The sequence below is a fragment of the Bacteroides sp. 51 genome, from assembly GCF_010500965.1.
In the GTDB taxonomy this organism is placed as follows: domain Bacteria; phylum Bacteroidota; class Bacteroidia; order Bacteroidales; family Bacteroidaceae; genus Bacteroides.
This window is the reverse complement of the sequence record NZ_QVMI01000003.1, coordinates 18,166-33,107: the sequence shown is the minus strand read 5'-3', so window position 1 is coordinate 33,107 and position 14,942 is coordinate 18,166. Positions and strand designations below refer to the sequence as shown.

At 46.0% G+C, this 14,942-nt stretch carries 10 protein-coding genes; all 10 read right to left on the bottom strand.

Annotated features, from left to right (window positions below):
- Positions 1–65: 65 nt before the first annotated feature.
- Entirely contained in the window at positions 66–2,897 is a 2,832-nt protein-coding gene (locus D0T87_RS03640) for a beta-glucosidase (RefSeq protein ID WP_163172916.1), read from the bottom strand.
- 119 nt (positions 2,898–3,016) lie between these two features.
- Positions 3,017–3,580, bottom strand: a complete 564-nt coding sequence (locus tag D0T87_RS03635; protein ID WP_163172915.1) for a hypothetical protein — start codon at positions 3,578–3,580, stop codon at positions 3,017–3,019.
- Positions 3,581–3,683: 103 nt separating this feature from the next.
- Entirely contained in the window at positions 3,684–4,979 is a 1,296-nt protein-coding gene (locus tag D0T87_RS03630) for a phenylacetate--CoA ligase family protein (RefSeq protein WP_163172914.1), read from the bottom strand.
- A gap of 5 nt (positions 4,980–4,984) precedes the next feature.
- Entirely contained in the window at positions 4,985–6,670 is a 1,686-nt protein-coding gene (locus D0T87_RS03625) for a C45 family peptidase (RefSeq protein ID WP_163172913.1), read from the bottom strand.
- A gap of 35 nt (positions 6,671–6,705) precedes the next feature.
- Positions 6,706–8,196 (bottom strand): NAD(P)/FAD-dependent oxidoreductase, encoded by a 1,491-nt coding sequence (locus tag D0T87_RS03620; RefSeq protein WP_163172912.1) that lies wholly within the window; start codon positions 8,194–8,196, stop codon positions 6,706–6,708.
- 5 nt (positions 8,197–8,201) lie between these two features.
- On the bottom strand, positions 8,202–12,173 hold the full coding sequence (locus D0T87_RS03615) for a trifunctional MMPL family transporter/lysophospholipid acyltransferase/class I SAM-dependent methyltransferase (RefSeq protein WP_239063471.1): 3,972 nt from the start codon (positions 12,171–12,173) through the stop codon (positions 8,202–8,204).
- On the bottom strand, positions 12,170–13,357 hold the full coding sequence (locus D0T87_RS03610) for a DUF2062 domain-containing protein (protein WP_163172911.1): 1,188 nt from the start codon (positions 13,355–13,357) through the stop codon (positions 12,170–12,172). The genes D0T87_RS03615 and D0T87_RS03610 overlap by 4 nt, the downstream gene beginning before the upstream one ends.
- 13 nt (positions 13,358–13,370) lie before the next feature.
- Complete coding sequence (locus D0T87_RS03605) at positions 13,371–13,742, bottom strand: hydroxymyristoyl-ACP dehydratase (RefSeq protein ID WP_163172910.1); 372 nt, start codon at positions 13,740–13,742, stop codon at positions 13,371–13,373.
- A 1-nt stretch (position 13,743) separates the two neighbouring features.
- A complete protein-coding gene (locus tag D0T87_RS03600; RefSeq protein ID WP_163172909.1) occupies positions 13,744–14,295 on the bottom strand; it encodes a hypothetical protein in 552 nt (183 codons plus the stop codon).
- Complete coding sequence (locus D0T87_RS03595; protein WP_163172908.1) at positions 14,270–14,899, bottom strand: outer membrane lipoprotein carrier protein LolA; 630 nt, start codon at positions 14,897–14,899, stop codon at positions 14,270–14,272. The genes D0T87_RS03600 and D0T87_RS03595 overlap by 26 nt, the downstream gene beginning before the upstream one ends.
- Positions 14,900–14,942 lie beyond the last annotated feature (43 nt).

Genomic DNA, 14,942 nt, shown 5'->3' with positions numbered 1-14,942 from the left:
CTTGCAGCACTTGTTGTTGCAAGGGAGTTTTATTTGTAGGATAAGTGACATATCTCTTAGAGGTGTCATTGCAATAGCTTAACTTCTGATATCCCGACCCAGTCATCGCCCAGCACGATGCGTATATCGCTGGCGGTTGTTCCCTTGAAATGGAAGTTCAAAAGTTGGTCATATGTGGTTATGGTGCCGGAATATACGGTGAGGAATTGTCCCCCTCCGCCGGAGAGTTGTATTTCAAAATCTGCCCCGGCTCCACCATCACGGTGGAAAGCTATAGAAACACGGTCCACTTTGGCGCTGCCCGGTAGGGCGAGAGTGATGTAATCTCCCTTGTTGCCTTCCCAGAAGGTGGACAAGTCATTATCAATGGCATTTCCGACTATTTCCATACGCGTGCTGGCACTTATACGTGTGCGTTCCCCACTGTTTTCGCTGGCGAATGGCTGATTCGGGTCGAATACCGTTAGCGTACCGTTCAGCCGGATATCGGTCGAAGAAGAACCTATCATTAGTGCAAAGTCTCCCGGTTCTACTACCCAATGCATGTCTGCATTCAGTAGTTCCAAGGCCTTGCGGTCTATGGGGAAAGTAACTTCCCTGGTTTTACCGGGTTGTAAGTGAATGCGTTCAAACCCAGCCAGATTTTTCTCGTAGGTGGTGATGCTACTCAACACATCGCGTACATAAAGTTGTACCACTTCATCTCCTGCTAGCTGCCCCGTGTTTGTCACCCGGCAAGTGGCGTATGCCGTTTGGTGGGGAGTCATGATTTTAGGAGATATTTTCAGGTCGCTATATTCAAAGGTGGTATAACTCAATCCGTGTCCGAAAGAATATAGTGCTCCGTTGGCACGCGACATATTGCCTTCCTTTCCCGGGTTCTTTCCGCCGTCAATCTGCGCATTCGGTTTGCTGGGGAAGTTGAAGGGAATTTGCCCCACTGTTTTTGGAAAAGTAACCGTCAGTTTCCCGCCGGGGTTATAGTCTCCGAAAAGGACATCTGCCACTGCTTCTCCTCCTTTTGCTCCCGGATACCAGGCTTCCAGTATAGCAGGAACAAATTTATCTGCCCAGTTGACGGAAAGCGGACGACCGTTGATAAGTACCAGTACGACCGGCTTTCCGGTGGCTACAATGGCTTTCAACAGGTCAAGTTGACGTCCGGGCAGGTCGAGACTGCTGCGCGATTTGTTCTCACCGCAAGTTCGTTGTCCACCGCCTAAGACCACCACGGCTACGTCGGCTTGCCGGGCTTGGTTGACGGCTTTCTGTATATCAGCTTCTTCTTCTGGTGTCAATGGAAAATCAATCAGTTCCGACTCCGGCCAATTGGCGTCCACCAGGTCGCACCCCTTGGTGTACAGTACTTCGGCTTTTCCCGCGATCTTCTTTTGAATTCCTTCCAGTATGGTGGTAACTTCCACAGCCAGAGGACCGTAGTGAGTCAGTGCATACGATTGTTCATCGGCGTTCGGACCGCAAATGGCTATTTTCCGGATGTTTGTAATATCCAATGGCAATAGATTCTCGTTGTTCTTCAAAAGAACAAGCGATTCGCGAGATGCTTGCAATGCTACTTCTTCATGGGCGGCATTCTCTACGATCTCGTCGGCTCCTTTCAAATCTGTCTGATAGGGTCGGTCGAACAAACCGATGAGGAACTTTACCCGCAGGATATCGCGTACCCGGTCGTTGATTGTTTCTTCACTGATGGCACCTTCTTTCACTAACTCTCTCAGTGGCAGTACATACGAATCGGGAGAGCGGAATGTGCAGCGTACGTTCAAACCGGCTTCTACGCTCTGGCGAACGGCTTCTTTCATGTCGCGGGCTGTTCCGTGCTTGGTATAAAGGTATTCCACGGCATCGCTATCAGATACCACGTAGCCGCGAAATCCCATCTCTCCGCGTAGGCGGGTGGTGAGCCAATAGTGACTACCTTGAATCGGGAACCCATCATAATCATTGTAGGAACTCATCACCCCAAGTAAGTTAGCTTCCTTTATCACTCGCTTCCAGGGATATACATGGATGTTTTCGACTTCTCGGGGCGACATTTGCGGATCTACCCGTGATAGCCCTTCGCGCCCGCCTTTGTTATTGCTATAAGCAACGAAATGTTTGGCTGTGGCAGCCACCATATAATCCTTTTGCATGCCACGCACCATTTCGATACCTAATTCGGCTACCAGGTAAGGCGATTCGCCGTACACTTCTTCATAGCGGCCCCATCGTTGGTCGCGACCGACATCGAGTATGGGAGCATATACATTGGTATATCCCAGCATGCGGGCTTCCAGTGCGGTAATCCGCCCCACCTGATGAATCAGTTGGCGGTTCCAGGTATGTCCCAGCCCCAGTTGAGTGGGAAAATTGGTGGCTTTGTAGCTCTCTACACCACGTATGCCTTCGTTGGTAAAATCGACGGGAATACCGAGTCGTGTTTCTTCGATAAAGAATCGTTGTACTTCATTCAACGCCCACGCATGGCGGGAGGCAGGCCACACATTCTTATTGTCCGATACTGGCACACCCCATTGTAGGAATCCGTTCAGGTGTTCGTCGATAGCTCCGATACCGTCTTTCCATAGTTGCTGTTTCCATTCGGGGGTAGGCAGATCGTCCTTCAACACCCGTTTGTATCCATACAACGTCACCATCTGGCATGTTTTCTCATCTAGTGACATTTGGGACAATAGGTCTTCTATCCGTGCATCAATAGTGGCAGTGGGGTCTTCGTATGTATCCTTTATGCCATTCTTGTTAAAGTCTGTCCAGCCTTTTTTATATATATCGGTACGAACAGGTTTGTAAACGGCAGGAGTCTTTGTAGTGTGTTGGGCAGCAAGCCAACCGCAGCTGCCCAACAAGAATAGAGTTATTAATGAATGTTTCATACAGGCAAATATAACGATAAAAGTATCGTCAGAAAGTTCAAAATGTATGTTTTGAACGAAACTGTACCTATTTGCTCTTTTAATGTACGAATTATGTCAGTCGTATCTTTGAGGGGGGCTTATTGCGCTTTCTTTACGGCATCAAGCATGGCGTGTGCCCAGTAGTTACGTAATCCAAATCCTTGAGCTTTACCTTTACCGTCCAGCATCTCCAATACCTGGCGGCTGGCAATGTCGAAGAATACAACTTTGAAGGAACCTCGTGCACTTGCTTTGTTTAGTACCTCAGCAACCAAGACAAGCCCTGTTCCTTCTTTAGATTCTATTGGCAGATTTTTGATTGCTTGTTCAACTTGTTGCGTAGTTAGTTCATAGCCCCCATATCCGTTGATTAAAAGCCCGGACGTGTCGATCTTATCGTTTTGTTTTTCAACCGGACCCAGGTCTACGGCATTGACTTTTATTCCCAATATCTTTTGCACATTATATTTCTTTGGCTCGCTCAGAAATAATCTGTTCATTCCATAGAACGCTTCCTGAAATTGATAAGGTGAGTTGTCGCTTCCATACACTTTAACTAACGAGAAATCCGTGCCATAGAATGTAACATCCGAATACTCGTTTTTTTGTCCGTAAGCCATGATGCTTATCAATGAAAACAGGAGTAAAACTAATCTTTTCATACTTAAAGTTTTTAGAGTTAATAAATACGTGTGCAAGCAAAATTAATAAAAAAAATAATACGACATCTATTTACCCGCATGGAAACTTGAGGGTAGCACCTTGCTACCGGAGATCAATGAACTTAATCGTTTTCCGGCTCATGGGTGGCATTTGAATCTTTGCGATATATTCTGCCGATTCAAAGTTGATGGATGGTGCAACGCGAACTTTTGAGCGGAACAAATCTTTTATCTCTTTGGCAAACGTTTCGCTACGGTCTTCGCTACCCACGCGGATTAAGATCTCATCCGTACCTAAATCATTAGTGTATACTTCGATCACATAGTTTATCACCTTCGGGATGCTATCCAGTATATCGAACAGGGCAGGAGGGTACAGGGTTGTTCCTTTATATTTTATCATTTGACCTTTTCGACCTAATACAGGACTGAGGCGCATCGTATTTCGCCCGCATTTGCATTGCTCCATATGATGATGACAGATATCTCCGGTTTTAAAACGGAGAAGCGGCATGCCTTCCACTCCCAAAGTGGTGATGGTAACTTCGCCGGCTTCACCCGGGGCTACGGGTTGGTTGTTGTCGTCCAGAAATTCAACGATAATCAGTTCCGGTTGTAAATGCCCGCCACACAGCCCGGTACATTCGGTGAAGGAAGACTGCATCTCTGTTGAGGCATAAGTGGAATGAAGTTGCAATTCCGGCCATTTTTCCTGTATCCTTTTGCCTAACGTGTTTAGTGTGAAGTCCTGATTTCTAAGAGATTCGCCAATGCAGACGCAGCGACGCAGTGAGCAGTTGTTATGATCTATATGGTTCTTCTCGGCAAATTCAATAAGTTTAATCAGGAAAGAAGGCACTACCATTCCGCAAGTTGGGTGAATACGTTTGATGGTGTCCCATTGCAACTCCGGTATTCCGTTGCCTACGCGGGCAATTCCCATTCCCAGTTCGCGTGCTCCAAGATAGTAAGCAAGCCCTGCCATAAAACGACGGTCGATAGTGGTCATTAATTGAAGAATATCATGTCTGGTACAACCGGCAGTTGTAAAAGATAAGTATTCGTTGTAGGATAGCCGATCGAGATCATTGGAGGTCAATGCGAAAGTAACCGGATCTCCTAACGTGCCCGAGGTGGTGACATAATCAATAATCTGATCTCTATCTACACAGATAAACTGCTCATTGAATAATTGCAGGTCGGTTTTTGTGGTTACAGGTAGCTGCCGGAGGTCTTCAATCGTTCTTATCGTTTCAATGTTGATGTGATTTTCTGCAAACATCTTTTGGTAAAATCCGGAATGTGTTTGCAGATAGGTCAGTTGTTCGATCAGCTTTTCCTCTTGAAACGCTTTGATCGTTTCTGCCGACTCGTATTGTATATGTGGGTTCTTTTCCATACGGATTATTTTTTATTGATCTTCTTTTGAATACGTTCTTTTTCTCCTTTTTTAGGAATGGGCAATGTGAACGCTGTCTCCCATGCTGCTTTTGCTTTTTCTGTTTCCCCGATGGATAGGTAGTAATCTCCCAGAATCTCATGGGTATAAAAAAACATTGGATTGGATGCTTGGTAAAGTTGCAACGTATCTTCACTGACGGCTTCTTTCTTTGCACCTTTTTTTCGGATAAAAGGGGTTAGTTGTCTGTAAGTCAGTAGTTTCTGGTATTCCGGTTGCTGCAAGAATGAATCTGCTGGTATAGTCAGTTCTTCCAGATATAGTTCACGGCTGAAATCCAGACTATCATTGAATATTTTGTTTAAGTCATAAGCCACATACTTACCAGATTGCCAGGGAGAGGTTGATACCCAGATTAATCTTTGCTCCGGCTTAAAAATAACGGAATGATGAGCGATGAACTGGTTGATTGCCATTTCATTGGCTAAACCTAAATCAGCATCATCCCGGCCTTTATAATTGCGCAAAACATGAGCAGCCTTCTGCTCGTTCATTTTTCCCTCTTGCGCCAATAATTCTTCCAACCGTTCAAAACGGTAAGGGCTGTCGGAGGTTTCAATATTCTCTCTATTGTTTTTCTCGTGGGCAAACGCCTCGGATTGGTAGTGATTGGTACAAATCAGCTGTTGTTGTTCATCCTGGGTGAACAATGCTATGTTGTCGGGCGATTTTTCAATAATTGCTGCTTTGCCATCTTTGGCCGATCCGATCAGTATGGATTCAGCAACAAACGTTTTCCGCTTTTTGGCTATCTCATAAGCCTCATCAATTGTTTGGGCATATTGTAGAATCTCGCGCGTCAGTACGGAAATAGGAGTGGCCGATGAGGTTGGCATGGTCGATTTTGCGGCATTGATGGTTACCGTAAGCCCATGTTCATTCATTCCCGAAAGTACGCCCGTCATTCCCACCCAGCCGATAGTAACAAAGTTATGTCCTGTTGATGGGCGATAGAAAGCCACCTGTTTGTTGCGGGCGAAATCATCTCCCATATAAAAGTCAAAGTTACGACCTATTACTAACGAAGAATCTTCGCTATGCATCCCCCAACTGGCAAATGAGCTACATCCTACAAGCATATAGTCCTGCATGGCATGTCCTAAATCGTGGGCGGCATGGTAGTTCAATTGTCGCTCGTATGGAGTACCGATCATGTCATATTCATGAGTACAGGATTGGGATATGGCATAAATCTCCTGACGATATTCTTCCGGGATATTCTCCCCCAGGTTTCTATTGAACAGAATAATAAAGAACCGGAGAAACTTCAGATAACTGTCCGAAGGTATAATCTCCCGGATTTGATCAACAAATACCTTCTCCTGAAAATAAAGCAAATCTTCGGATAAATGCCCTATGGCTTCACCTCGCTGAAAGGCATCTCCTTCAACATATAGTTCCCACAATCCACTCTCGCTTTGCCTTAAAGCATTTGGACCATACTGCCTATATTCTGCATGGAAACTTGGATGTACTGCCTCGCTACCCGCATGGAAACTTGGTAGCCCCGCCTCGGGGCAGGGGGCGAGCATATCTGCTGTGGAATACAAGTACCAGACCCATGTGGTTAAAATCAGGATAATGGCTAATAAAGCAATACCTGTATATTTCAATAATCGTTTAATCATCATTCCTTAATATATATTCTCGCTGCGGTACGCTGCCGCTATGCATTTCCTACCTTTTTAGCCAGATATTCTTCGCCTACCAAACCGGCACAGGTAATCATGGAGGTTAGGGTTACTCCAAGCGCACCATGTAGATTCAGGTTCTGCCCTGTCAGGAGCAAATTACCGATTTTGGTTCTGGACGAAATAAATCCGGCCTGTGGATATTTATAATTCTTAATGATACCGTAGGCCGATCCCTCTACCGTGGCCGTATAGTCGCGATAACTAAGTGGGGTAGTGGTATATTGAGCCTCAACCTGCCCATCGAATGATATGCCTTGTTCTGCAAGGAAAGCAAGTATATCATTGGCTTTTTTCTCTTTGAACCGGCGGTAAGCGTCGCCTCGTTTTTCAGGAGTGGTATTCTCCCATTCCAGAAGTTCATCCATATACATAGGCGTAAGTATGCTGATAACCTCGGCAAAATCTCCGTTCAGAAGAGAGGTTTGTGAGGAGATCATGCAACTCCTTGTCGTTCCGATATGTTCTGTCTTATCATACCAAACGTTTTTATTTCCATGTATATACGTATTCCGGTTGATATATGGATATGTATCCTTTTTCATAATCAGATACAGGGTAAATACACCATATGTATTCTCTAAAGAATTGATGCGCGAAAGGTACGCGTTTCTGATACTGCGCGATTTGTCTGTCAGTTCAAACGTACGTTTCGGATGTACGTTGGATATTATGTATCTGCCTTCTATCCGTTCCCCGCCATTGACGATAACTCCTTTTGCCTGTTCGTCTTCCACGATAATACGTGTCACTTCGCTATTATTGCGTACCGTACCTCCATTGGAACGAATCACCTCAATCAGGGTATCGCTAACCTGCATACTGCCTTTAACAAAACGATAAGCTCCTTCGATATAAGAATTATTCACCATTCCATGATGATAGAAAGTCGACTTTTCTTTGACTCCCCCGTAAAGTAAGGAAGAACCTGCCAACACATTTCTAAGTGTCGGGTTGGACGTAATATCAGCTATCGTTTTTGCTGCCGACATTTCAAAGTATTGGAATCCGCCGTTTGTGAACAAACCTTTTTTCAGGCTGTCTACATTAATCAGGTTGCCAACGTCTTTTAATATGGAAGTGTATCGGCGTAGGTTTTCACGTTCGGTGGGGAAATGTTCGGATAGTGTATCTACAAACCGTTCATGCCCCATTGCAAAGTCATATGTTGTATTGTTGTAGCATATCCGGTCAAAGCATGCTTCATCTAACCGGCGGATATCCAATTTATCCATAATACCGAAATACCGGAAATACTGATTCATAATCTGGCCTTCTCCCAAGCTGCCTACATAATGAATGCCGGTATCCAGAAGCCGTCCTCTACGGGTGTACGTCTGGAAACAACCTCCGAAAAGCTCATTCTTTTCGAGTACACAGACGTTGAAACCTTCTTTACTGAGAATAGCTCCACATTCCAGCCCTCCAAGTCCGCTACCAACAATAATTACATCATATTTATTCATAGCACTTATTGCTTTCTAAACACATAAATCGTGTTTGAGGTATATTTATCGTTCTTGATCGTTTCCAGTTGCATGCCACATTCGCTTGCTATTTGCTCCATTTGTTCTCCGGAAGTAAAGCACAGTTTCTGTTCAGTTTTATTGAACCCGATGATTTGTGTTGATAGTAATTCCGTGAACTTTGTCAGGCGATGCTTATGTTCGTCCGAAGAGTTGCCGTCTCTCACAATGATCATGCCGTTGGGCAGAAGTCTTTCGATACACCTTTTCAATAATGTTTCCTGGCTTTCGTAATTCATATAATGTAACATATCACTCAATATAAACACATTGCTGGACGGTAAATCATAGGTAATGGCATCGGCACAAACAAACTGTGTCTGATCATTGTGCAACCAGGCATGATTGGCCACAGCTATTTTATCTTCATCATAGTCAATACCCAGCACTTTCCTTTCGGCAGACAGGAGATTCAGCATATAGCATAGCGGACCAAAACCACAACCGATATCTGTAATTTGCCCGCTTCGCGGAATCAGGTTGTTGAATATGCGGTAATTCTTCTCCATTTTCACTTTGATGCGGATATACCATTCTTCCACCGGACCTTTATAAATATAGTTCTGCACCAATGTTTCGTAGAAGTAAGGATTGTCCGGAGTGTCTTTTTCCAGACATAAAGCTTTATATTCTGCCCGCATATAAGCGGATATACGCTTGGTGCGCTCCTGGTAGGTTGTTCCCCATGAACTGTCTTTGTGGGAGATACGGGGCAATATCTTGCTAACAATAATGCTTTTCCGCAAGTTAAATGGTTGTGCTTTTGCCGAGATACGATGATTTCCATAAAGCAGTACCGGAATAATATCCATCTTCAACGTTTCGGAAAGATAAAATGCGCCTTTATGGAAACGTTTCATTTTCCCATCGTATGTTCGTGTACCTTCGGGGAAGATGGCGATGGAATATCCTTCTTTGATCTTATTCTTGAGAAGGTCTACCGAAAGTTCATAACCATTGCCTGTATAGTAGAAATCGACATAACGAATAATGAATCCGAAGAGAGGCGATTTCCACACCCATTTCTTTGTCACCATAATAATCTTAGGCGAAAGGGACAGGATTACGAGAATATCGATAAAAGATTGATGGTTCGCTATGATGATTCCCGGTTTTTCGAACGTTTCTCCTGAAACGTTGATTCTTTCTTTTTTGGCAAATGTACCAGATGCAACGATCAACCGGCAGCAACGATGAATAATATAACATACGAAATGCTTTTTGCCGGACTTCTTCATCGGAACGGGTATCAATAATAAGATAATGAAACCAATTACAATGCAGCCGATAGTAAAGATCAGGAACATAAATGTACTCCGTAGAATACCAAATAATGTGTAAGGCGGAAGTCCTTTTTGGGCAGGTCTGGCAATAAAGATATTAAAGAAGATGGGTTGTATGGTGTAGGACACCAGCACAACTACCACCATGCCAAGTATAGATACAACAGAGATGGATTGCAGTGCCGGATGTTTGGCAAATATCAATGCCCCCATTCCTACAATCATGGTGAAAGCTGCAAAGAATATGGCCGTTTTATGGGAGTTCAATACTCGTTGTCCCGTACGGAATTTACTCTGTAACCCATCCATGATGAAGATGCTGAAATCATCGCCAATACCAAAGATGAAGGTCGAAAGGATGATATTTACGATATTGAATTGTATCCCCAATAGTCCCATAATACCAATAATGATGACCCAACTGATTAGCATGGGCAGGAAGCTCATCAGTGTTAATTCTATCCGCCCATACGAAATCCATAGGGCAAAGAATACCAGGAAGGAGGAGATATAAAGAATCAGGTAGAAGTCATCATTTACGGCGGATACCCATTTATTGGTAAAGTATGCCCGGTCGAAGACGACAATGTTCGGATCGGAGTTGAAGGATTGATACACCATGTCTTTGGTATCATCACTTAAACGCACCTGGCTGACGATCATGGTCAGCGAGTCGGCCGTGGTTTGCCACTCGGTCAACAGTTTATTGCTGATTTGGTTTTCATTGGAGTTGTAATCCAATGTTTCGAACGAGGTATTCAACCAATTAAAGAACGGGTCGAAGGAGCGCTTACGGAATTTGTATTTATCGGCTTCACTTTCCACCGTTTGGCGGAGGTGTTCTTTCTTTTCCGGTGTCCAGTACGCATTCCATTTCCGGAGCCGTTTTTCCTGTTCATCCTGCGGAATAAGGAACTGTTGTACGGTGGCGTATTCTTTGATTTGGTTTTCTTGTTTCAGGTCGGCCAGTTTCCGGTTAGTCCCCGCGTAGTTGGCCGTTGCCTCATTCATGTCTTTGCCTACGGTGACAAACAGTATGGTTTTCTCCGTTTGGTTGAACATATCATTCAGTTTGTTTTCGGCTTGCTTTAAATGCTTAGGCTCGTAGTTTAGCTCCATCATGTTTTCGTTGAAGCCTACACGTTGTGAGGCGAAAAAGCATATGATGGTAATGATTACCAGCGTACCTACCAGCCACTTGTTCTTATCAAAATGATACGCATTTATGCGTTCGATAAAATGAAGCACCTTGCCTTGTTTTACGTGTGCCTGACTTTTCAGGAAATGAGGCAGGTAGATGAGGCAGAACAGGGTGGTGCCGATAAGTACCAGAGATGCGAAAAGCCCGAAATCGCGTAACAGGTCTGAGCTGGTGAACAGTAATCCAGCAAATGCACCGATGGTTGTAAAGCTGCCGACGGTCAGCGGGTAGGCTATTTCTTTAATGAGCTGCTGCACGGAATTGACATGATTCTGATGGGCCAGCATATGGATGGAATAGCTCAGGGCAATACCGAAAACGACTGAACCGGCTCCCACGGCAATGGCCGATATGGTGCCTTTGATGAAGAAGATCAGGCAAAGTGCGAAGAGTGCTCCGAATAGTACCGGGGTGATAATCAGCGGAATGGCTCTTTTACGCTTGAATACCATAGAAATGAAGATCATGATAATCACCAGTGCGATGTTGGTGGTGATTATGGTGTCTTTCTTAATCTGCCGGGCATTGTAGACGGCTACGGAGGGGCCACCGAAATAGGAAATCCGGATCTCCGGGTTTTCGCTGTTTAGCTTTTGTATGGCTTCTTCCAGTACATAGACGAGGCGTTCATTATCACCTGTACTTCCTGTGCTGAACACCGGACTGATGAACATGAAAGAGGTGGAGCCGTCTGTGGAGAAGATATGCCCATTGACGATTTCGTAATTGGATTCCAGTTGAAAGTCTTGTAAGTGTTTCAGCGTACTTCCTCCCAGGCCTAATGGGTCGCGCATGATGAAGTCTTTGAGCGCGATTCCGGCAGGAGAGAGCAGGTTGCCGTAGTTTTTCTGCATGGCGGCTTCGATAGATTCCGTATGTAGGAGGGAATCGAAGCGTTGGTAGTCGGCATCGGTCAGGAAGAGGGGGAGATGATTGTATACAAAATCCCGCATATTACCGATGATGTTATCGTCTACTTTGTAGAAGATGTCTTTGATGTAGGTATCTCCGAGTTGTTCGGTGAGGATTTGTTCTAGTTGTTGGGCGAGTTCTTCGTATTTGCTTGGGTCAGATCCTCCCCCTGCTCCCTCCAGAGGGGGATACGATGCCGATGAAGTCCCGCTGGGATACGATGCATCATCATCTGTATTTAAGTTGCTATTCGGCATCGTGTCCCCCGCTGGCGGGGGTAGGGGGTGGATATCATTAGCCGAGAACATCACAATGATCTTATCCTTAATCTTCAGATTCTCGAACACCTTGCCGGCCACTTCCGCACTCTTGGTATCGGGAAGGAACCGGGATACGTTCTCCTCAAAACGGATTTGGAGGGCGAAGTATGCCATGACGGCAACCCAGATGACCAGCGATGAATAAAGCAGTAACTTATGCCGTTGGAAGAATTCGTAGAGTTGGATAAACAGCTTTGTCATGATGTGTGCCCTTTCCTGCAAATAGCGAGTATTCCGCCGAAAATGAGTCCGATAACTACACTGCATATCGCTGCAAACAAGACGCTACCGATTAAATACTGTTCCAGTACGGTGCGGATATTATCAAAAGAGACGTCGGTGAAGTTTAGTGTGGTTGGCCTTCCTAATACCAGGCACCCGGTTAGATAACTGCCATAGAGGATGAATGGTATCATAGGCGGAATGCTGATGTTGGCGGCTACAATAGCGATTACCGTGTTTAGTTTGAGTAAGCGCGAGAGGACCAATGTAACCAGCATCTGATAGCCCCAGATCGGTACAATGCCCATAAATACCCCCAGCATAACGGCGAGTGTCATTTTGCTGTTGGACTCTTTGGAGTGCAGGATATGCTCGTTGAAGAACTTCTTGATATTGCTCCACGTAAACTGGCGGAAGAAGTTCCGGGGCCATATCCATAGGAAGGCAATGAGTACCAGGAAGGTGTTCAGTATGCTGATGCGGGTGAAATCGCGTAGCGGGCGGAAGTGCGAAACACGTTCGCCTTCGGGGGGATAGTACACATGGATGCCGATGTTCCTCACCGGGATGCCTTTCCAGGCGGCGAAGACGATAGCTTCCAACTCGAACTCGTATTTGGAGGTGTAGTATTTCATGTTGCCCATCCGTTGTACGGGGTAGAGGCGGTAGCCGGACTGGGTATCTTGTAGCTTAATGCCCGTTTCCAGTTTGTACCAAAAGTTGGAGAACTTATTGGCGAAGGTGTTCTTGCCGGGCATGTTTTCGGCCTCAAGGTTGCGGGCGCCTACCAACAGGGCATCGGGGGTGGACTCTATTTCGGTGATGAACACGGGAATGTCCGAAGCGAAGTGCTGCCCGTCCGAGTCGAGGGTGATGGCATAGCGGAATCCTTTTTCCCTGGCCAGGCGCAGTCCGTTCTTGAGTGCGGTGCCTTTGCCTTTGTTGCGGGGGTGGGTGATGATCTGGAAGTCCGGGTAGTCTTTCAGAATTTCGGCGGTATGGTCGGTCGAACCATCGTTTATGACGATGATGTCGGGGGCGTAGGCGCGGACGTGGTTCAGTACGTCGGCCAGTGTCTTATCGTTGTTATACGTTGGGACGATGACCGCTACTTGTAGCGCCCTGAGCTTTTGGTGCCAATATGCCGTTGTTTGTTCTGCCATACCTTTGCGGAGGTTACTTCCTTGCGAGGGTTGCTTTTAGTTTGATGAAGTCTGTATCTCCGGTTCTTCCGTCGGCCAGGAGTTGTATCTGGTGGTCTTCGAGTTCCTTGACGGCGAGGTTGAGTTGCAGCCGGGGAGTATCATAAGGGTTTATGGCGGAGAGGTATTTGCAGGAGTTGACTTGGGCGTATTGGAGTGTGCTGTCCATCAGTTCTTCCAGGCATTCTTTGATGATTTGCAGGGTACATACGCCGGGCAATACGGGGTTGCCGGGGAAGTGTCCCTGGTATACGGCGTGGTGTGGGTTTAGCTCTACGCTTACCGTCCATGCGGTTTCGCCGGTGGTTTCTTGCGAGAGGGGGGTATAGAATTGTGCGATTAACATGTTATGGGTTATTGGGTTCTAATTTATCTAATTGTATCTTCAACCGTATCCACGGATGTTTGATTTGTATCCTTTGGGGTTGGCTGCCGGAGAACTGGCTCAATGAGATGATTGTTTTCCCCATTCCTTTCCCGCTGGTTCGCCGTTCAAAGATAGCACTTTTCTCTTTAATGCGTACGGGTTGGTTGGGTAGAAAGACTTGTTTGAAGTCATGTTCCAGTATCCGGAGTAGGTTTTTCTTGCGCATAGGCTCTATGCAACTGTTTACGTGCAGGCTGTCGCCCCGGAGGGAAAAGTCGAATATGCTGAGTCCGAAATAGGAGGTGAAGAGTAGTCGCACTTCGTCATCGGTCATGCGGCGGGCGATGAGCATGCCGCTGAAATGGTGCTTCATAAAGTCGAGTTGCAGGTTGAACTGCTGCGATACGGTATCTGTGGTCACAATTTCGGCCCCGCCGGCGGACTGGTTGTGGAGGCGTGGCGAGCAGGACGTGGTGCCGATGCCGATGCAGATGAACAGCAATAGGCTAACGTACCGAGAAAACGTTTTCATCTGTGAGTGAGTTAAATTTCTTGTTCAGGAATTCGTATTCGGTGTAGTTGGTGGCTGTTTCGGAAAGGCGCAGCCGGCATACGGACATGTCTGTCTTGTCAAGGTGGATTTCCATTTCGGCGATGTATGCCTGAATGGCTTTGTTGGTTGGTTTGATCCGGACGAGGTAGTATTTACTATCTTCAAAGTAGGATAGCTGGTAGTTGGACGATAGTTTGGAGAGATCGCCCACCATGCAGGCGGTGAGCATGTCCTGCATTTGGTTCATCATTTTGTTGGAGCTGAGGTTCATGATGCTCTTTTTGCCGTCGGAAACGATTTTGAGCCGGGCGTTGTTGATCACGATCAGGTAGTTGAGGGGGCGACTGTACTGGAGGCAGATTTTGTTTTCTTTCTTGTAGTAGAAGCGGCCGCGGGAGGTTACTTTCTCGTCGAATACGTCGAGGTATTTCTGCTGTATGAAGTCGCTCTCGATGGATTGCAGGGTTTGGGCTTCGGCGGCTAAACGGTTGTTGAACTGGTCCGTGTTGCTCATCGGGCGCATTTGGGCGTGGCCGATGGTGGCAAAGAGCAGGCAGAGGAGGTGGATGGCTATGCGTTTCATTTTTCTTATTCTTTTGAGTGGACAAAGATAAGAAAAAAATCCG